This is a genomic window from Actinomycetes bacterium (assembly GCA_036510875.1).
Lineage (GTDB): Bacteria > Actinomycetota > Actinomycetes > Prado026 > Prado026 > DATCDE01.
The window spans coordinates 16,972-34,506 of sequence record DATCDE010000029.1; the positions used below are offsets into that span (position 1 = coordinate 16,972).

Sequence of the window (17,535 nt, forward strand, 5' to 3'; positions counted from 1 at the left end):
GCGGGCGGTCAGCGGACGGGGGCGCGCCAGGTGAGGCGGGTGCCGGTGCCGTCGTCGCGGACGCTCTCCACCTTGCTGTAGCCGCCCAGCTCGGCCGCCCGGCTGGCCACGTTGGCCAGCCCGCTGCGCCGGGTGGTGGCCCCGATCCCCCGCCCGTTGTCGGACACGGTGAGCACGACGTCGGCGTCGTCCACCGACACCCCGATCCGCACCCACGAGCAGTTGGCGTGCCGTCCGGCGTTGGACAGCGCCTCCCGCAGCGCGGCCAGCAGATGGTCGGTGACCGGCTCGGGCACCACCGAGTCGATCGGCCCGGAGAACTGCACGGTGGGCTCGAAGCCGAGCACGGCCATGGCGGACGCCGATTCCCGCAGGATCCGCCCGCGCAGCCCGCTGGGCTCGCTGCGCCCCGACTCCTGCAGGGCGAAGATGGTCTGCCGGACCTCGACGATGGTCTCGTCCAGCTCGTCCACCGCCCGGCCGATCCGGTCGGCGGCGTCCGGCGGGATCCCCGGTCGCCGGGTCACCGCCTGCAGCGCCATCCCGGTCGCGAACAGCCGCTGGATCACCAGGTCGTGCAGGTCCCGGGCAATCCGGTCGCGGTCCTCCAGGACGACCAGCCGCTCCTTCTCCCGCTGTGCATCGGCCATGACCAGCGCCAGCGCGGCCTGGTCGGCGAAGGCCTGCGCGGTCACCAGCTCGTCGTCGGTGAACCGGCGCCCGCCGTGCCGGTTGCCGAAGACCAGCACGCCGGAGGTGTGGGCGCCGGCCTTGAGCGGCATCATCATCGTCGCGGCCGAGGGCAGCCGCACCGGCGGCGTCACCGAGTGGCCGTCGTCCAGCTGCTCGACCACCACGCTGCGCCCGGTGCGCTGCACCTCGGCGGCCAGGTACCCCTCGGGAACCGACAGCCCGCGCAGCGCCTCGCTGCCCTCCCCGGCGGCCTGCAGGTACACCAGCTGGCCCTCGCCGTCCGGTCGGCCCAGCAGCACCAGGTCGCTGCCGGACACCTCCTGCGCCCGGGACGTGATCAGCTCGAGCACCGCCTCCAGCGGCTCGCCGGACAGCACCGCCCCGGTGATCTCGGTGGACGCCCGCAGCCAGCTGGCCCGAAGCCGCACCGTCTCGTACAGCCGGGCGTTCTCGATGGCCACCCCGGCCGCCACCGCCAGTGCCTCGACCACCTCGCGATCCTCGTCGGTGAACGCGGCGGCGCCCTGCTTCTCGGTGAGGTACAGGTTGCCGAAGACCGCGCCGCGCACCCGGATCGGTACCCCGAGGAACGAGTGCATCGGCGGGTGACCCGGCGGGAAGCCGAACGACTCGGGGTGCGCGCCGATGTCGTCGACGAGCATCGGCTGCGGGTCGTCCACCAGCAGCAGCCCCAGCACCCCGCGCCCGCGCGGCAGGTGCCCGATGGTGGCGGCGTCCTCGGGCGACATCCCGACGTGCGCGAACTCGCGCAGGCTGGTCCGGTCCGGACCGAGGACGCCGAGAGCGCCGTAGCGCGCCCCCGCGAGCTCGGCCGCGGTCGCCACGATCCGCTCGAGGGCGGCCTCGAGGTCCAGGCCGCTGGCCACCGCGACGACGGCGTCGAGCAGGCCGCGGTTCACCCGGTCCATCACCACGTGTGTCGCTCCTCCTGGCGTCCCGTCCGGCTCAGTCGCGGTCATGCGCCCGCTCCTCGGTCCACGATTGCGCGTACCGGTGCCCCAGGGCCAGCAGCTCGTCGTGCGTGCCGCGCTCCAGGACCCGTCCGCCGTCGAGCACGACGATCTCGTCGACGGCCTCCAGGCCCCTGAGCCGGTGGGTGATCACCAGCGTGCTGCGGCCCCGGGTCGCGTCCAGCAGGTCGGCCGTCAGCTGGTCGGCAGTGGCCGTGTCGAGGTGTTCCCCGGGCTCGTCGAGGACCAGCACCGGGAAGTCGGCGAGCAGCGCCCTGGCCACCCCGAGCCGCTGTCGTTGGCCGCCGGACAGCCGCGCCCCGTGCTCGCCGACCCGGGTGTCCAGCCCCGCGGGCAGCGTGTCCACCCAGTCCAGCAGCCGGGCCTCCGCCAGCGCCGTGCGCAGCTGCTCCGGACTGGCGTCGCGTCGGGCCAGCCGCAGGTTCTCCTCGAGCGTGCTGTCGAACAGGTGCGCGTCCTGGGCGGCCAGCCCCACCACGGTCCGGACGTCGTCGCCGGCCAACGTGGACAGCTCGGCCCCGCCCAAAGTGACCGAGCCCTTGTCGTAGGGCAGGAACCGCAGCAGCACGGCCGCCAGGGTGGACTTCCCGGAGCCGCTCGGCCCGACCACGGCGACCCGGCGGCCCGGTGCCAGGTCCAGGTCGACTCCTTCGAGGGCCAGCCGCGCCTCGGCCGACCACCGGGCGGTCAGCCCGCGCACCCGCACCGTCGCCACTCCGGCGACCGCCCGGTCCGGCAGCGGCGCCGGGTCGACCGGGTCGACGACCGGCTCGGGGGTGTCGAGGACGCCGAACACGCGGGCCGCCGACTGCCGGACCCGCTCCAGCGTCTGCGCCGCCATGGGCAGCCCCACGACAAGCTCGAACGCGGCCAGCGGGGTGAGCGCCAGCACGGCCAGCAGGACGCCGTCGATGTGGCCGGACCGCACCGCCGGGATCCCGGTCACCAGCGCGCCGACCACGGCGATCCCGCCGAGCAGGCTGGTCAGCCCGGAGCCGAGCCCGGCCGTGCGCGCCGTCGCGGCCGCCACCTGCGTCAGCTCCGCGTCGGCCTCGGCGGCCCTGGCCAGCGCCGAGCCGGCCGCGCCGTAGGCGACCAGGTCGGGTGCTCCCTGGAGCAGGTCGACCACGGACGCGGCCAGCTCACCGCGGGCGGCCGCCTGCCGCTGCTCGCTGCGCCGGGCCAGGGCCTGGGTGAGCCCGGGCACGAGCGTCGCGGCCAGCAGCAGGGTGACGAGCAGGACCAGCCCGGCCGACGGCAGGATCCAGGTGATCAGCCCGACCGTGGCCGCACCGACCAGCAGCGCGATGCCGTACTGCGGCAGCACCCGCAGCAGCAGGTCCTGCAGCGCGTCGACGTCGTCCACCAGCCGGGCCAGCAGGTCGCCCTGCCGGAACGCCGGCAGCCCGGACGGCGCCAGGCCCTCCAACTTGCTGTAGACCGTCACCCGCAGCCGGGCCAGCACCCGGAACGCGGCGTCGTGGCCGACCAGCCGCTCCCCGTAGCGGAACATCCCCCGCGAGATGCCGAAGAACCGCACCCCCACGATCGCCACCTCGAGCGTGAGGACCGGCGGCTGCTGGGCGGCGCGGGCGATCAGCCACGCGGACGTCGCCATCAGGCCGATTCCGGCGCCCACCGCGGCCGCCCCGAGGGCCGTGGCCAGCAGCAGCCGCCAGCGGGCCGGACGGGCCAGCGCCAGGGTCCGGCGCAGCGGCGCGTGGACCGCCTCGGTCGCGCTCACGGCAGCGCCTCGACGGCGACCACGTCGGCGTCCAGCCGGAGCACTCGGTCGGCCAGGGCCATCAGCGCGGGGCGGTGCGCCGTGAGCAGCACGGTCCGGCCGCGGGCCAGCCGCTGCACCGCGGCCAGCACGACCGCCTCGGTGGCGCCGTCCAGGTTCGACGTCGGTTCGTCGAGCAGCAGCAGCGGCGCGTCCCGCAGGAACGCCCGGGCCAGCGCGACCCGCTGGCGCTCCCCCGCCGACAGCCCGGCGCCCCGCTCCCCCACCACGGTCTGCAGGCCCCGGGGCAGGGCCGCGACCATGTCGGCCAGCCCGGCGTCAGCAACCGCCCGTGCCACGTCGGCGTGGGTCGCGTCCGGCCGGCCGAGCCGGATGTTGGCGTCCAGCGTGGTGGCGAACAGGTGGGGGCGCTGCGGCACCCAGGCAATGCGCGACCGCCAGGCGTCCGGGTCCAGGTCGGCCAGGTCGACGCCGCCCAGGGCGACCCGCCCGCCGTCCCGCGTCACGAAGCCGAGCAGCACCTGCAGCAGCGTGGTCTTGCCGGAGCCGCTGGCCCCCACGACGGCGAGCACCTCACCCGGCTCCAGGGTGAAGGACAGCCCGTCGACCACGGGTCCGTCCCGGTCGGGGTAGCGGACGACGAGGTCGCGGACCTCCAGAGCTGTGGTGGCGGGGTCGGGCACGTCGGTGCGGGTGCCGCGGGCCGGCAACGGCTGGTCCAGCACCTCGAACACCTGCTCGGCCGCGGTGAGCCCCTCGGCGCTGGCGTGGAAGTTCGCGCCGACCTGCCGCAGCGGAAGGTACGCCTCGGGTGCCAGGACGAGCACGAACAGCGCGGTGCGCAGGTCCAGCCCCCCGGACACCAGCCGCAGCCCGACCGAGACGGCCACCAGGGCCACCGAGATGGTGGCGATCATCTCCAGCACCAGCGAGGACAGGAAAGCGATCCGCAGGGTGCCCATGGTGGCCCGGCGGTAGGTGTCGGTGACCTCTCGCAGCGTGCTGGCCTGGGCCTTCGCCCGGCCGAACACCTTGAGGGTCGGCAGCCCGGCGACGACGTCCAGGAAGAAGCCGGCCAGCAGCTGCAGGGTGCGGAACTGCCGGCTGGTGTGCCGCCGGGTCTGCAGCCCGATGAGGATCATGAAGATCGGGATGAGCGGCAGGGTCAGTGCGATGATCAGCGCAGACAGCCAGTCCTGGCCGAGCACCACGAACAGCACGGTGACTGGGACGATGACCGAGAGCACCAGCTGCGGCAGGTACCGGGAGAAGTAGCCGTCGAGGGCGTCGATGCCGCGGGTGGCCAGGGTTGCCAGGTCGCCGGTGCGCTGACCGCGCAGCCAGCCGGGGCCCTGCCCGACGGCCCGCTCGAGCAGCCCGGACCGCAGCTGCGACTTCACCAGCGCGGAGGACCGGTGGGCGGCCAGCTCGCTCGCCCACACCACCAGAGCCCGGACGACGACGACGGCGCCGAGCGCGAGCAGCGGCCCGCGCAGGTCGGCCAGCCCCTGCCCGCCGAGGAACGCGCCGTCGACCAGCCGGGCCAGCAGCCAGGCCTGGGCGAGGATGAGCAGCGCCGTGACCGTGCCCAGCAGGACCGAAACGGCGAGGTACGCCCGCGCGGCGCGGGCGTACCTCAGCAGCCGTGGGTCGAGGGGCTTCACCCCGCCATCATGACCGGGGGCTGCCCCCAGCGCCGATCGGGGTCGGCGGCGCCTCGGCCGGAATGTTCGTCGCGCTCAGCCGCCGGCGGAACACGTAATAGCTCCAGCCCTGGTAGAGCAGCACGATGGGCGTGAAGATCACGGCCACCCACGTCATGACCTTGAGCGTGTACGGCGACGACGAAGCGTTGGTGATCGTCAGGTTGTAGATGTCCCGCACCGACGACGGCATGACGTTCGGGTACAGCGAGGTGAACAGCGTCGCCACCGCGCCCGCGATGGTCACCGCGCTCAGGATGAACGCCCAGCCCTCGCGACCCACCCGGTTCATGCCCAGCGCGCCGACGAACGCCGCGGCGGTGACGACGGCCAGCACGACCGACCCCGCGAGGTTGTTCGAGAACGCCTGGCTCCAGGCCAGGAAGGCCACCGCCAGCACCGCCGTGACCAGACCGACCTTGGTGGCCATCGCGTTGGCCCGCGCCCGGATGTCGCCGTCCGTCTTGAGCGCCAGGAAGATCGCGCCGTGGGTGACGAACAGCCCGAGCGTGGTGAGGCCGCCGAGCAGCGCGTACGGGTTGAGCAGGGTGAAGAAGTTGCCGGTGTACTCCAGGTGCGCCGGGTCGCCGATCCTCTCGATCGGCACTCCCTTGACGATGTTGCCGAAGGCGACGCCCCACAGCAGGGCGGGCAGCAGGCTGCCGACGAAGATCGCCCAGTCCCAGCGCCGCCGCCAGGAGGGCTCCGGCCGCTTACCGCGGTACTCGAAGGCCACTCCCCGGATGATCAGCGAGACCAGGATGACGAGCAGGGCCAGGTAGAAGCCGCTGAACAAGGTGGCGTACCACTCGGGGAACGCCGCGAAGGTCGCGCCGCCCGCGACGAGGACCCACACCTCGTTGCCGTCCCAGACCGGGCCGATGGTGTTGATCATGACGCGGCGGTCGGTCTCAGTCCGGCCGAGCACCGGGAGCAGGACGCCGACCCCGAAGTCGAACCCCTCGAGAACGAAGTAGCCGGTCCACAGGACCGCGATGAGCAGGAACCAGACGGTGGTGAGCTCCATGACGGTCTCCGTCAGTACGCGAAGGTCAGGGGCCGGTCGGCCGGGGCGTCGGGGTCGTACGGGTGCTGATCGACCTCGTCCTCGGCCGGTGGGCCGAGCTTGACGTACTTGAGCATGAGCGCGACCTCGATCACGGCCAGGACGCCGTACAGCAGGGTGAACACGATCATCGACGTGAGGACCTCTCCGCCGCTGACCTCCGGCGAGACGCTGGCTGGGGTGGTGAACACCCCGAAGACGGTCCACGGCTGCCGGCCCATCTCGGTGAAGATCCAGCCGAAGCTGTTGGCCAGGATCGGGGCGAACAGGCCGAAGACTGCCAGGCCGTAGAACCAGCGGCCCCCTGGCAGCCGTCCTCTGCGCATCAGCCACAGCCCGACGATGGACAAGAACAGCACGACGAAGCCGAAGCCCATCATCAGCCGGAAGCTCCAGTAGGTGACCGGGATGTTCGGGATGTAGCTCCCCGGGCCGTACTTCTCCACGTACTGGGCCTGGATGTTGTTGATGCCCTCGACCTTGCCGTCGAACGAGCCGGTGGCCAGGAAGGAGAGCAGCTTCGGGAGCTTGATCGAGTAGATCTCCTTGCTGCCGTCCAAGGACCCGATCGTCAAGATGGAGAACGGGGCCGGCTGCTCGGTCTCGTACAGCGCCTCGGCGGAGGCCATCTTCATCGGCTGCTTCGAGGTCATGATCTTGCCCTGCAGGTCACCCGTGAAGGCGACCAGCGCGGAGGCGACCAGCGCCACCACGAGGCCGTACTTCATGGACGGCCGGAAGACGTCGACGTGACGCTTGCGGGCCAGGTGCCAGGCGCTGATCCCGATCATGAAGGCGCCCCCGGTCACGAACGCGGCGGTGATGGTGTGCGCCACGGTGATCAGGGTGACGTCCTGGGTCAGCAGGGCGAAGAAGTCGGTGAGCTCGGCCCGGCCGGTCTTCGGGTTGATCTGGTAGCCGACCGGGTGCTGCATGAACGAGTTGGCGGCCAAGATGAAGTACGCGGACAGGAAGGTGCCGAGCGCGGTCAGCCAGATGGTGGCCAGGTGCACCTTCTTCGGCAGCCGGTCCCAGCCGAAGATCCACAGGCCGATGAACGTCGACTCCATGAAGAAGGCGAGCAGCCCCTCGACGGCCAGCGGCGCACCGAAGATGTCACCGACGAAGCGGCTGTAGTTGCTCCAGTTCATCCCGAACTGGAACTCCTGGACGATGCCGGTGACCACGCCCATGGCCATGTTGATGAGGAAGAGCTTCCCCCAGAACTTGGTGGCCCGCAGGTACACCGGGTTGCCGGTGCGGTACCAGACGGTCTGCAGGCCGGCCACCAGGAACGCCATCGAGATCGTTAGCGGCACGAAGATGAAGTGGTAGACGGTGGTGATCCCGAACTGCCACCGCGCGAGGTCGAGCGCATTCATGTCCGCGTTCCTCCGGTGTCGCCGTGCGGCCTGGAGCCATGACGGCTCCCAGCATGGGCGAGCTCCCCACCCGCGACTTAGGGTCGTTGGTCCCGCGAGGACTGTGAGGTAGGCCATGCCTGGTGGCCGCCCGGGAGCCCGGTCCGGATCCCGCGTGTCCACCGTCGGCCGGCCGTGATCGGGTGGGCCGGTGAGCCCCCCCGCCTCGGTGCCCGAGGCCGCCCCCGGAGAGGGCACCGGGTTCGCTGCGTGCCGGCCCTCCGCGGCCCTGGTCTGGACGGCGCTCGGCGTGGTCTACGTGGTGTGGGGCTCGACCTACCTGGCCATCCGGGTGGTCGTGCGCAGCCTGCCGCCCATGGCGCGATGGGGCTGCGCTTCGTGGTGGCCGGGCTGATCCTCGCGGTGGCGGTCGCCCTGGGCTCCGGATGGCGCACGCTGCGGGTCAGCAGCCGCGAGCTGCGGGCGGGCGCGGTCATCGGCGTCCTGCTGCTCGTCTGCGGCAACGGCGGGGTCGCGCGGGCCGAGAAGACGCTGCCCTCGGGGCTGGCTGCGCTCCTGGCCGCGGCCATGCCGCTGTGGCTGGTGCTGCTGCGCCGGCTGTCCGGTGACCATCCGAGGGCGCTCACCCTGGCGGGGACCCTCGTCGGGTTCGTCGGCATCGCGGTGCTGGCCCGGCCGGGTAGCCACGGCGGCCAGGTGCAGGCCTGGGGGATCGTGGTGATCCTGGTGGGCACCCGGTGCTGGGCCATCGGCACGTTCCTGTCACCTCGTCTGGGCCTGCCGGCGAACCCCTTCGTCGGCACCACCGTCGAGATGCTGACCGCCGGGCTGGTGATGCTCCTGCTGTCGTTGGTGCTGCACGAGTGGAACGGGTTCCAGCCGGCCGCCGTCCCCGCCGAGGCCTGGTAGTCCCTGGCCTACCTCGTGGTGTTCGGCTCGCTGCTCGCTTTCACCGCGTTCGTCTGGCTGGTCGGGCACGCCCCGCTGTCGCTGGTGTCCACCTACGCGTACGTGAACCCGGTGGTCGCCGTGCTGCTCGGCTGGGCGGTGCTGACCGAGCCGGTCACCGCGGTGATCGCGGTGGGCGGCGGGCTCGCCGTCCTCGGCGTGTTCCTAGTCGTCGCCGGCGAGCGCCCCCGCCCCATGACGCCCTGACCGTCAGCCGGCCAGCTCGGCGGCCGCGACCGCGAGGAACCGGTCGGACGCCTCCGGCTCGGCCACCGTGACCCGCGCGCCTTCCCCCGGGAAGGCGCGGACCACCACCCCGGCCCGCTCACACGCAGCCGCGAAGGCCTCGGTGCGCCCCCCGAGGCCGACCCAGACGAAGTTCGCCTCCGACTCGGGGACGGCGATGCCCAGCCCGCGCAGCGCCGTGAGCACGCGCTCCCGCTCGGCGACCAGCACGTCGACCCGCTCGAGCAGCTCCTGCTCCGCGGCCAGCGAGGCGACCGCAGCGGCCTGGGCGAGGTCGCTGACCCCGAACGGCACCGCGGTCTTGCGCAGCGCGGCCGCCACCGGCTCGTGGGCGACCGCGAACCCGACCCGCAGACCGGCCAGACCGTAGGCCTTGGAGAACGTGCGCAGCACGGCCACGTTCGGCCGGTCCCGGTACAGCTCGATGCCGTCTGGCACCTCGGGATCGCGCACGAACTCGCGGTAGGCCTCGTCCAGCACGACCAGGACGTCGCCAGGGACGGCGTCCAGGAACCGCTCCAGTGCGGCCCGGCGCACCGGGGGGCCGGTCGGGTTGTTCGGGTTGCACACGAACACGACCCTGGTCCGTTCGGTGACCGCGGCCGCCATGGCGTCCAGGTCGTGCCCGCCGTCCTGGGCCAGCGGCACGCGCACCGAGGTGGCCCCGCTCAGCTGCACGAGGATCGGGTAGGCCTCGAACGAGCGCCACGGGAAGATCACCTCGTCACCCTGGCCGGCGGCGGCCATGAGCACCTGCTGGGCGACGGCGACCGACCCGGTGCCGACGGCGAGGTGCTCGGCCGGGACGCCGAACCGGCCGGCCAGCGCCTCGACCAGCGCGGTCGAGGCGAAGTCGGGGTACCGGTTCACCTGGCCCGCGGCGCTCTCGATGGCAGCCAGCACCGACGGCAGCGGGGGGTAGGGGTTCTCGTTGCTGGAGATCTTGTAGGCGCCCTCGGGGGCCGGACGGCCGGCCCGGTAGGACGGTACCCCGTCCAGGGCGGCGCGCAGCCGCGGTGCCGTCATGGGCGCCAGCCTACGGTCCGCCGGGCAACGCCACCCACCCGACAATCGACTGACGGTGGATCGCTCAGGTCATGACGCGGTTTCGCCGAAGTTGGCCAGGTCGGGTGGTTTCCAGCCCCCAGCGTCAAGCGTCCGAACGGGTGGGTCGATGAACGAGTCGGCGGTCAAAGACGCCGACCGGCCGGATCGGACTACGGAGGGGACCACGATGGACGACCTGCTCAACGAACTGGAGCCGCAAGGCCCCGCGCCGGAGGAGCGTGAGCGCAGGCGGCGGCTGATCGCTGCAGTCGGCATCGCGGGCCTGTCCCTGCTCACGGTGGGCACGCTGAGCTCGGGCGCCTGGTTCTCCGACACCGAGACGGTCAACGCCGGCCAGATCGTCACCGGGTCGGTCATCCTCGCCAACAACACGACGAAGACCGTGCAGTTCAGCGAGACCAACCTGGCCCCCGGTGACACGCGCTACGCCGAGGTGCACGTCAACAACACCGGCTCGCTCCAGCTGCGCTACGCGGTCGCCGCGAACTCCACCGCGGTGACCTCCGCAACCACGGGGGCGGGCGGAGCGGCGATCGCGGCAGCGGCGGCCGCCGCGACGGCTGCAGGGAAGACCTGGAGCCCGAGCGGCTACAACCTGGCCGACCAGCTGTGGTTCACCGTGTGTTCCGTTGCCTTCGTGGGCGGGGCGTGCCCGACCACACCCACGAACGACGTCCTGTTCGGTGGCACGAACACCACCGCTGACCTCTTCGGGGACGGCAGCGTCTCGTCGACGACGGACTCCAAGGTGCTCTTCGGCTCCCCAACGGATGCCCCGGGAGTCCGTGCGAACGACCGGGTCATCCCGGCTGGCGGCTCCGACACGCTCTACATCAAGGCGCATCTGGACGGCCCCAGCACGGACAACTCCTGGCAGGCCACCGGCACCGCCATCTCGCTGGTGTTCAACTCGTTCCAGACTGCCAACAACACTCCGTAATGCCGATGACGAGGGGAGCGCGGGCGCGTCGCTGGGCCTTTCGGCTCGCGTTCGCGCTCTCCGTCGTCGGCCTGATCGCGGCGTTCGGCACGCCGCTGTGGTTCCGGCTGCACGGCCAGAAGCTCTTCATCATCACCAGCGGCAGCATGGAGCCGAACATCCTCCCCGGTGACGCGGTGGTGATCCAGCCGATCGGCAGTGACGAGCTGCGGGTCGGCCAGATGGTCACCTTCCGCAACACGGTGCCCGTCAAGGGGCCCACCGGGCAGGTAACGACGTACACGACCCACCGCATCGTCGCGATCAAGCAAGTCAACGTGCAGGACCCGACCACCGGGCAGTTCATCAAGGACGGGACCGGCGGCAACGTCGGTCGCTGGTTCATCCAGACCAAGGGCGACAACAACCGAGACCCTGACCCGAACCTGACGCCGGTCCAGGAGATCCTCGGCCAGGTGGTCCAGGTGCTCCCGCGCTGGGGCTACTTCTTCCACTTCGCGCAGTCCCGCCAGGGCCTGCTCCTGCTGTTCACTCCACCGCTGCTGCTCATCCTCGGCGCCGAGGTGCTGTCCTGGGGTCGGGCGGCCAAGCGCAGCAAGCAGGCCACCGAGGCCAAGGAGGCACTGCCGCACCGCCCGCACAAGCCACGCCTGCCGATACCCGCGCCGCGCGACCCGGTGGGGGCACCCCCGACGGCCACGACCACGCCAGAGAGCGTCCGCGATGCGGTCCACACCTCTGCGTGACGCTCGCGCCCGACTGGCGGCGGCCCTGATCATGGCCGTCGCCTCCGTGCTGCTCACCCTCGGCGTCCCCGGGCTCCAGGTCGGGCGCTCCGGCGCCAACCTGAGCGACACCCAGACCGCGAGCGCCGGAAGCCTGGTCACCCGGGCGGCCTGCACGACGCCCAGCTCCTATGCGGCCTCCGTCACGGCGCTCAACCCGACGTTCTACTGGCGCTTCTCCGAGGCTTCCGGCGCCACCACGGTCGCCGACGCCTCCGGCCACGGCAACGCCGGGACGGTGGTCACCAGCTCGCCCGCGGCCGGGGTGGCCGCGCCGCTCACCCTGGGAGCCGCGACAAGCGGCCTGGTGCGGTGCGACGGCACCGGGCTGACCTCGCCGAGCATCCCCGGGACGTCGAGCAGCGGCAGCTCCGTCGTCTGGCCTAGCCCTCAGCCCAACTCGAACACCTTCTCGATCACGGCCTGGGTGCGGACCACCTCGACCGCCGGCGGCCGGATCATCGGCCAGGGCAGCTCGACCTGGGCCAAGGACAAGCACTACGACCGGCAGATCTTCCTGGACAACGCCGGGCACGCCGTGTTCGCGATCTACCCCGGCCGCTTCTACTACCTGCGCTCGTCGATGGCGGTCAACGACGGCAAGCCGCACTTCCTGGCCGCGACCCTCGGTCCGGCGGGGGCCGCCCTGTATGTGGACGGAGTCCGGGACCAGTTCGACCCCAGCCAGCACACCGCCGAGAACTACACGGGCAACGAGACGACCACCCCGACCTCGACGACGAACACTCCGGACGGCTCGGGCTATTGGCGGGTCGGCTGGGACAACCTCACGGGCTGGACGACGACGGGGCAGCCGCAGCCGACCGACTTCGGCCTCAACGGCGGCATCGACGAGGCCGCCCTGTTCGCCGGACAGCAGCTCACCGACGCCCAGATCGCCGGCCTGTGGGCCGCCAATCACTGGTAGACCGTCCTTCGAACGGCCTGGATACGGTTACGACCGGTCGGTTCCCGGCGTGCCGACCCCCCCACGACACCCGTTCTGCGGCACCCTGCCTCGCATGACGCAGGAGCCGGTCGTCGTCGACCTGTCGCAGCGGATCGTCGAGACGTCCTGGGAGCAGGTCCGAGCGCAGGCGGCCGACCCGGCGACCTCGGCCGCCGAGCTCGGCACCCTCGCCGGGCACCTCAGCTTCATCGTCCGTGCGGCCGTCGCCGCCCACGCCAACACGCCAGCAGCCGTGCGGGCCCGGCTGGCCGACGACCCACACCCCGCGGTCCGTCGCGCGGTGACCTTGAAAGAGCAAGAAGTCCCTCCCGTCCACTAGCGCCCCCTGGGACGCTCCTGATGTCCCGAGTCTCCGGAGCGCGCTGTGGACCTGCTGCTCGTCACCGTCGTCGGCATCATCGCGCTGGCGCTGCTGTTCGACGTCTCCAACGGGTTCCGCGACGCCGCCAACTCGGTCGCCACCGTGGTCGCCACCCGGGCGCTCCCCCCCAAGGCAGCGGTTTGGTTCTCGGCCGCCGTCAACTTCGCGGCCCACTTCTTCGCGGGGACGGCGGTGGCCAACACGGTGGCCAAGACCCTGCGGCGGACGCCAACTGGCGGGTCGTCGGGGAGATGGTGGTCGCCTGGGTCACCACGATCCCGGCGACCATCGGGCTCTCCTTCGTCGTCTACCGGCTCACTCAGCTGCCCACGGCAGGCGCCTGGGTCGCCGTCAGCAGCATCCTGTTCGTGCTCGGCGGCGCCATCGCCTACGCGATGTCGCACGCGGTGAAGGCCGACGACGTGGCCGCGGAGATCCCGCAGGGGCAGGTGCTGGAGGAGCACCTGCCGACGCACCCGCCCCTCGAGGGGCACGGCGCGATCGACTGACCCGGCGTCCGTCCTCGGGGCAGCTGGCGGCCGGCCCCCTAGCCACCGCGCCGCTGGGCGCGGTATCAAGGGACGGAGTCGGGCCCCGGAGGAGTCGATGACCGACCAGCCGCACGACCAGACGCTCATCCAGTCGGTGAGCCGGGCCCTTCGGCTGCTCGAGGCGGTGGCCGAGCTCGACCACGTCGGTGCGTCGGCCAAGCGGCTGGCCAGGGCCACCGGGCTGGCGCTACCGACGACCTACCACCTGCTGCGGACCCTGGAGCACGAGGGCTACCTGCACCGGGGCGAGGACGGCGCGTTCCACCTGGGGCCGCGGGTCGAGCTGCTCACCGAGCACGGGCGGGCCGCCGGGGTGGCCGCCCGGGTCCGGCGCATCCTCGAGGGGTTGCGCGAGGAGACGCACGCCGCCGTGTACCTGGCCATGTACGACGAGGGCGAGATCCTGGTGGCCGACGTCGCCGACGGCGTGGCCACGCCACGGATCGACCTGTGGGTCGGCCTGCACGAGGCTGCGCACGCCACCGCGCTCGGCAAGAGCATCCTGGCCAACCTCGACCCGCCGACGCGGGCCGACTACCTCGCCCGGCACCGGCTGGAGCCGCTCACCCGGCGCACCGTGGTCAGCCTGCCCCGGCTGCAGGAGGAGCTGGCGGGCAGCGGGCGGGTCGCCCTGGACCACGAGGAGTACACCAACGGGGTCATGTGCCTGGCCTGCCCGGTCCGCATCCCCGGCTCCGACCTCGCGCCGCCGCTCGTCGGCGCGCTGGGCGTCGCCGTCCTGGTCCCGACCGGCGACACGACCAACCGGCGCAAGGTGCCCCCCACCGACGCCGCCACCCTCGGCTCGGCGCTGGAGGTCGGCGCTGCGCGGGTCTCCCGGGCGCTCGCGCTCGCCGACAGTGGCTAACACCGGCTGAGACGCCGCCGTATCACCATCTGAAACCGACGCCCTTGCCGCCGGCTGCGGACCGCACAAGCCTGGTCACAACCAGCCTCACGCACCGGGAGGTCCCATGGACGACGAGCTGCGCCGCGGCTTCTACCGGCAGATGGTCCGGATCCGCACCTACGAGGAGGCGATCCGCGCGGACTACCACGCGGACAAGACGCCAGCCTGGGACATCGGTGCCGGCCTGATCCCCGGCGAGATGCACCTGTCGGCCGGCCAGGAGCCGGTCGCGGTCGGGCTGTGCGCCCACCTCACGGCGGACGACGGGCTCACCGCGCCGCACCGCCCGCACCACCTGGCGCTGGCCAAGGGCGTGGACATGCGGAAGATGACCGCCGAGATCTACGGGCGAGAGACCGGGCTCGGCCACGGCAAGGGCGGCCACATGCACCTGTTCGACCCGAGCCAGCACTTCTCCTGCTCAGGAATCATTGCCGAGGGCATGCCGGTCGCCGTCGGCCAGGCCTTCGCGTTCCACCGGCGCGGCACGACGAACGTCGCGGTGGCCGTGGCCGGCGAGGGCGCGGCCAACCAGGGCGCGTTCCACGAGTCGCTCAACCTGGCCTCGCTGTGGAAGCTGCCGGTCGTCTTCGTCATCGAGGACAACGACTGGGCCATCTCGGTGGCGCGCACGGCGTCCACCTCGGTGCCCAGCAACGCCACCAGGGCCGCGGCCTACGGGGTGGCTGGCGAGCGGGTCGAGGGAAACGACGTCGAGGCGGTCTACCAGGCAGCCGGGCGGGCGGTGGCCAGGGCCCGGGCCGGCGAGGGCCCGACGCTGCTCGAGGTCCACACGGTCCGGCTGTGGGGCCACTTCGAGGGCGACGCCCAGGCCTACCGTGGCGACGAGCTCGCGGTCGCGGAGTCCCACGACCCGATCCCCGCCTACGAGGCCAAGCTGCGCGCCGACGGAGTCCTGGACGACGCCACGGTCGAAGCGGTCCGCGCCGAGGCCGCCACGGAAGTGGCCGACGCCATCGCGTTCGCCAAGTCCAGCCCGGAGCCGCCGCCCGCGGCGGCCTACGAGCACGTGTTCGTCTGACCGAGGCCGCGAGGACCAGGAGGAACCATGACTGTTACCGACCAGCCGGCCGCGGCCTCAGCCACCCGCCGGCTCACCACCGCCAAGGCCATCTCCGAGGCGATCGCGCAGGAGATGGAGCGCGACCCCGAGGTGTTCGTCATGGGCGAGGACGTCGCCGCGTACGGCGGCATCTTCGGCTCGACCACCGGCCTGCTCGACCAGTTCGGCCCCACCCGGATCATCGACACCCCGATCTCGGAGACCGGCTTCATCGGCGCCGGCATCGGGGCCGCCGTCGAAGGCATGCGGCCGGTCGTCGAGCTGATGTTCGTCGACTTCTTCGGCGTGTGCATGGACCAGATCTACAACCACATGGCGAAGATCCACTACGAGTCCGGCGGCAACGTGACGGTGCCGATGGTGCTGATGACCGCCGTGGGCGGCGGTTACTCCGACGGGGCTCAGCACTCGCAGTGCCTGTGGGGCACCTTCGCCCACCTGCCCGGCCTGAAGGTCGTCGTCCCCAGCAACCCGTACGACGCCAAGGGCCTGATGACCGCGGCGATCCGCGACGACAACCCGGTGCTCTACATGTTCCACAAGGGCGTCATGGGGCTGCCGTGGATGGCCAAGAACCCGCGGTCCATCGGGCCGGTGCCGGCCGAGTCGTACGAGGTGCCCATCGGCAAGGCCGCGGTGGCGCGGCCCGGCCGCGACGTCACCGTCGTCAGCCTGTCCCTGTCGCTGCAGCGCTGCCTGGACGTCGCCGACGAGCTGGCCGGCGAGGGGCTCGAGGCCGAGGTCATCGACCTGCGCTCGGTCGTCCCGCTGGACCGCGAGGCGATCCTCGAGTCGGTGGGCCGCACCGGGAAGATCGTGGTGGTCGACGAGGACTACCGCTCGTTCGGACTGTCCGGGGAGATCGCCGCCACGATCGCCGAGTCCGACCCTGGCCTGCTGCGGGCCCCGTTCACGCGGGTGGCTTACCCCGATGTCCCAGTTCCGTACGCCCGGCCGCTGGAGTACGAGGTGCTGCCGACGCACCGGCGGATCCGGGAGGCGATCGTGTCGGTTGCCGGGCGGTGAGCGTCGAGATCACGTTCCCGGCGCTGGGCAAGGACCCCGACCAGCAGGGCGTGGTGGCGACCTGGCTGGTCCGTGACGGCGAGCCGGTGACGGCCGGTCAGGTCATCGCCGAGGTCGCCGTCGACAAGGTGTCGGTGGACGTCGAGGCGCCCACCGCCGGGACGGTCCGGCTGCTGGTGCCCGAGGAGGGCGTGGCCACCCCGGGGACGGTGATCGCCCGCATCGAGTAGACCCGCCACCCCCCGCCCGCGAGTGGACACCCAGTGAGCGTTATCCGGCGAAACGAGCCCTCTTCGCTCACTGCGGGTCCACTCGCGGCGCTCAGGCTTAGGGGGCGCGGTCCTCGATCTCCCAGGCGTGGTCGAGGACGTGCCAGCCGATCCGGCGGACGGCGTACCGAGGCGGCCAGGCGCCCTCCAGCCCGCCGCCGCGCAGGGCGTCCAGCAGCGCGGCCCGCTGGTCGGTCCACGGCGTCCGCGGCGGCACCCGGACACCGACCTTGCGCAGGTAGACCCGCTCGGCCTCCCGCACGTGCTCCGCGACCGCGTCCCGGTCCCGGCCGCCGCCGCGGGGGCCCTTGCGCAGCTCGGCAGGCGCCGTCGCGGTCACCGAGTCGAACGCCGTCCAGCAGGCCTCCAGCAGGCCGGCCTGCCGGTCGGCCTCGGACCCGGTCAGCGGCTCGTCGTCCCACGGACCCTTGGCATCGGGAGCCCCGAAGTCGGTCGTCGCGCTACCCGACAGCCGACCGACCACCGCGAGGTCCCCGGGGGCGAACGAGGGCCCGACCACCGCCGCGTACCGACCCGCATACTCCGCGAGCGCCTCCAGGGCGGCCTCCTCGCCCTTGCCGCGGCGGCACCAGCCGGGCCAGTCCACCGCAGCGGCGAACGTCGAGATACGGCCGAGCTCCAGGTACACCGGGATCGCGGGCACTCACCCAGTGTGCAGAGCCGGTCGAGCGAAGGCGCACATCCGCCGTCCCGGCTCGGCGGGAGCGGGTCGGTCGCCACGGTGGCGCGGACGTCGGTGTCGCTGACGTTGCCGAACACCCCGCGTACCACGACCA

At 72.4% G+C, this 17,535-nt stretch carries 17 protein-coding genes and 2 pseudogenes; 13 read left to right on the plus strand and 6 right to left on the minus strand.

Going from position 1 to position 17,535, the window contains the following annotated elements:
- Positions 1 to 8 precede the first annotated feature (8 nt).
- The 4 genes and pseudogenes from VIM19_01760 to VIM19_01775 all read right to left on the minus strand — a co-directional run bounded on the left by VIM19_01760 (position 9) and on the right by VIM19_01775 (position 7,580).
- On the minus strand, positions 9 to 1,673 hold the full coding sequence (locus VIM19_01760; GenBank protein HEY5183639.1) for a GAF domain-containing protein: 1,665 nt from the start codon (positions 1,671 to 1,673) through the stop codon (positions 9 to 11).
- Positions 1,670 to 5,093 (minus strand): annotated as a pseudogene (gene cydD, locus VIM19_01765) (thiol reductant ABC exporter subunit CydD). Before cydD ends, VIM19_01760 begins: the two are co-directional and overlap by 4 nt.
- A gap of 7 nt (positions 5,094 to 5,100) precedes the next feature.
- A complete protein-coding gene (cydB, locus tag VIM19_01770) occupies positions 5,101 to 6,159 on the minus strand; it encodes a cytochrome d ubiquinol oxidase subunit II (protein ID HEY5183640.1) in 1,059 nt (352 codons plus the stop codon).
- 11 nt (positions 6,160 to 6,170) lie between these two features.
- Positions 6,171 to 7,580, minus strand: a complete 1,410-nt coding sequence (locus tag VIM19_01775; GenBank protein HEY5183641.1) for a cytochrome ubiquinol oxidase subunit I — start codon at positions 7,578 to 7,580, stop codon at positions 6,171 to 6,173.
- 190 nt (positions 7,581 to 7,770) lie between these two features.
- Here VIM19_01775 and VIM19_01780 point away from each other — a divergent pair, with 190 nt between their 5' ends.
- The 3 genes from VIM19_01780 to VIM19_01790 are packed head-to-tail and all read left to right on the plus strand — an operon-like array spanning position 7,771 to position 8,735.
- Entirely contained in the window at positions 7,771 to 7,974 is a 204-nt protein-coding gene (locus tag VIM19_01780) for a hypothetical protein (GenBank protein HEY5183642.1), read from the plus strand.
- Positions 7,944 to 8,489, plus strand: a complete 546-nt coding sequence (locus VIM19_01785; protein HEY5183643.1) for an EamA family transporter — start codon at positions 7,944 to 7,946, stop codon at positions 8,487 to 8,489. Before VIM19_01780 ends, VIM19_01785 begins: the two co-directional genes overlap by 31 nt.
- A gap of 15 nt (positions 8,490 to 8,504) precedes the next feature.
- Complete coding sequence (locus VIM19_01790; GenBank protein ID HEY5183644.1) at positions 8,505 to 8,735, plus strand: EamA family transporter; 231 nt, start codon at positions 8,505 to 8,507, stop codon at positions 8,733 to 8,735.
- Positions 8,736 to 8,738: 3 nt separating this feature from the next.
- Here the strand turns inward: VIM19_01790 and hisC are convergent, their stop codons facing one another.
- Complete coding sequence (hisC, locus tag VIM19_01795; GenBank protein HEY5183645.1) at positions 8,739 to 9,800, minus strand: histidinol-phosphate transaminase; 1,062 nt, start codon at positions 9,798 to 9,800, stop codon at positions 8,739 to 8,741.
- A 148-nt stretch (positions 9,801 to 9,948) separates the two neighbouring features.
- Between hisC and VIM19_01800 the strand changes: the two genes are divergently transcribed.
- The 10 genes and pseudogenes from VIM19_01800 to VIM19_01845 all read left to right on the plus strand — a co-directional run bounded on the left by VIM19_01800 (position 9,949) and on the right by VIM19_01845 (position 16,699).
- Positions 9,949 to 10,782 (plus strand): TasA family protein, encoded by an 834-nt coding sequence (locus VIM19_01800; protein ID HEY5183646.1) that lies wholly within the window; start codon positions 9,949 to 9,951, stop codon positions 10,780 to 10,782.
- 5 nt (positions 10,783 to 10,787) lie between these two features.
- The gene (locus VIM19_01805) at positions 10,788 to 11,528 is read left to right on the plus strand and encodes a signal peptidase I (GenBank protein ID HEY5183647.1); all 741 of its coding nucleotides are present in this window, start codon (positions 10,788 to 10,790) and stop codon (positions 11,526 to 11,528) included.
- On the plus strand, positions 11,506 to 12,495 hold the full coding sequence (locus tag VIM19_01810; protein HEY5183648.1) for a LamG-like jellyroll fold domain-containing protein: 990 nt from the start codon (positions 11,506 to 11,508) through the stop codon (positions 12,493 to 12,495). The genes VIM19_01805 and VIM19_01810 overlap by 23 nt, the downstream gene beginning before the upstream one ends.
- A gap of 94 nt (positions 12,496 to 12,589) precedes the next feature.
- A complete protein-coding gene (locus tag VIM19_01815; GenBank protein HEY5183649.1) occupies positions 12,590 to 12,856 on the plus strand; it encodes a hypothetical protein in 267 nt (88 codons plus the stop codon).
- 45 nt (positions 12,857 to 12,901) lie between these two features.
- Positions 12,902 to 13,105, plus strand: a pseudogene (locus VIM19_01820) (inorganic phosphate transporter).
- Positions 13,106 to 13,149: 44 nt separating this feature from the next.
- A complete protein-coding gene (locus VIM19_01825) occupies positions 13,150 to 13,407 on the plus strand; it encodes a hypothetical protein (GenBank protein HEY5183650.1) in 258 nt (85 codons plus the stop codon).
- A 97-nt stretch (positions 13,408 to 13,504) separates the two neighbouring features.
- On the plus strand, positions 13,505 to 14,317 hold the full coding sequence (locus VIM19_01830) for an IclR family transcriptional regulator (protein ID HEY5183651.1): 813 nt from the start codon (positions 13,505 to 13,507) through the stop codon (positions 14,315 to 14,317).
- Positions 14,318 to 14,423: 106 nt separating this feature from the next.
- The gene (locus VIM19_01835) at positions 14,424 to 15,401 is read left to right on the plus strand and encodes a thiamine pyrophosphate-dependent dehydrogenase E1 component subunit alpha (GenBank protein ID HEY5183652.1); all 978 of its coding nucleotides are present in this window, start codon (positions 14,424 to 14,426) and stop codon (positions 15,399 to 15,401) included.
- 27 nt (positions 15,402 to 15,428) lie between these two features.
- Positions 15,429 to 16,469 carry an alpha-ketoacid dehydrogenase subunit beta gene (locus tag VIM19_01840; protein ID HEY5183653.1) on the plus strand — a complete coding sequence of 347 codons (1,041 nt, stop codon included), beginning with the start codon at positions 15,429 to 15,431 and terminating at the stop codon, positions 16,467 to 16,469.
- Positions 16,466 to 16,699, plus strand: coding sequence for a lipoyl domain-containing protein (locus VIM19_01845; GenBank protein ID HEY5183654.1), 234 nt, complete (start codon positions 16,466 to 16,468; stop codon positions 16,697 to 16,699). The genes VIM19_01840 and VIM19_01845 overlap by 4 nt, the downstream gene beginning before the upstream one ends.
- 97 nt (positions 16,700 to 16,796) lie before the next feature.
- Here VIM19_01845 and VIM19_01850 read toward each other — a convergent pair whose 3' ends face one another.
- A complete protein-coding gene (locus VIM19_01850) occupies positions 16,797 to 17,402 on the minus strand; it encodes a hypothetical protein (protein ID HEY5183655.1) in 606 nt (201 codons plus the stop codon).
- Positions 17,403 to 17,535 lie beyond the last annotated feature (133 nt).

Bases quoted from the DNA above. Each gene is read 5' to 3' on its own strand.
- VIM19_01760 (HEY5183639.1), bottom strand. From the start codon at position 1,673: ATGACCGCGACTGAGCCGGACGGGACGCCAGGAGGAGCGACACACGTG.
- cydB (HEY5183640.1), bottom strand. From the start codon at position 6,159: ATGGAGCTCACCACCGTCTGGTTCCTGCTCATCGCGGTCCTGTGGACC.
- VIM19_01775 (HEY5183641.1), bottom strand. From the start codon at position 7,580: ATGAATGCGCTCGACCTCGCGCGGTGGCAGTTCGGGATCACCACCGTC.
- VIM19_01785 (HEY5183643.1), top strand. From the start codon at position 7,944: ATGGGGCTGCGCTTCGTGGTGGCCGGGCTGATCCTCGCGGTGGCGGTC.
- hisC (HEY5183645.1), bottom strand. From the start codon at position 9,800: ATGACGGCACCGCGGCTGCGCGCCGCCCTGGACGGGGTACCGTCCTAC.
- VIM19_01800 (HEY5183646.1), top strand. From the start codon at position 9,949: ATGAACGAGTCGGCGGTCAAAGACGCCGACCGGCCGGATCGGACTACG.
- VIM19_01805 (HEY5183647.1), top strand. From the start codon at position 10,788: ATGACGAGGGGAGCGCGGGCGCGTCGCTGGGCCTTTCGGCTCGCGTTC.
- VIM19_01810 (HEY5183648.1), top strand. From the start codon at position 11,506: ATGCGGTCCACACCTCTGCGTGACGCTCGCGCCCGACTGGCGGCGGCC.
- VIM19_01815 (HEY5183649.1), top strand. From the start codon at position 12,590: ATGACGCAGGAGCCGGTCGTCGTCGACCTGTCGCAGCGGATCGTCGAG.
- VIM19_01825 (HEY5183650.1), top strand. From the start codon at position 13,150: ATGGTGGTCGCCTGGGTCACCACGATCCCGGCGACCATCGGGCTCTCC.
- VIM19_01830 (HEY5183651.1), top strand. From the start codon at position 13,505: ATGACCGACCAGCCGCACGACCAGACGCTCATCCAGTCGGTGAGCCGG.
- VIM19_01835 (HEY5183652.1), top strand. From the start codon at position 14,424: ATGGACGACGAGCTGCGCCGCGGCTTCTACCGGCAGATGGTCCGGATC.
- VIM19_01840 (HEY5183653.1), top strand. From the start codon at position 15,429: ATGACTGTTACCGACCAGCCGGCCGCGGCCTCAGCCACCCGCCGGCTC.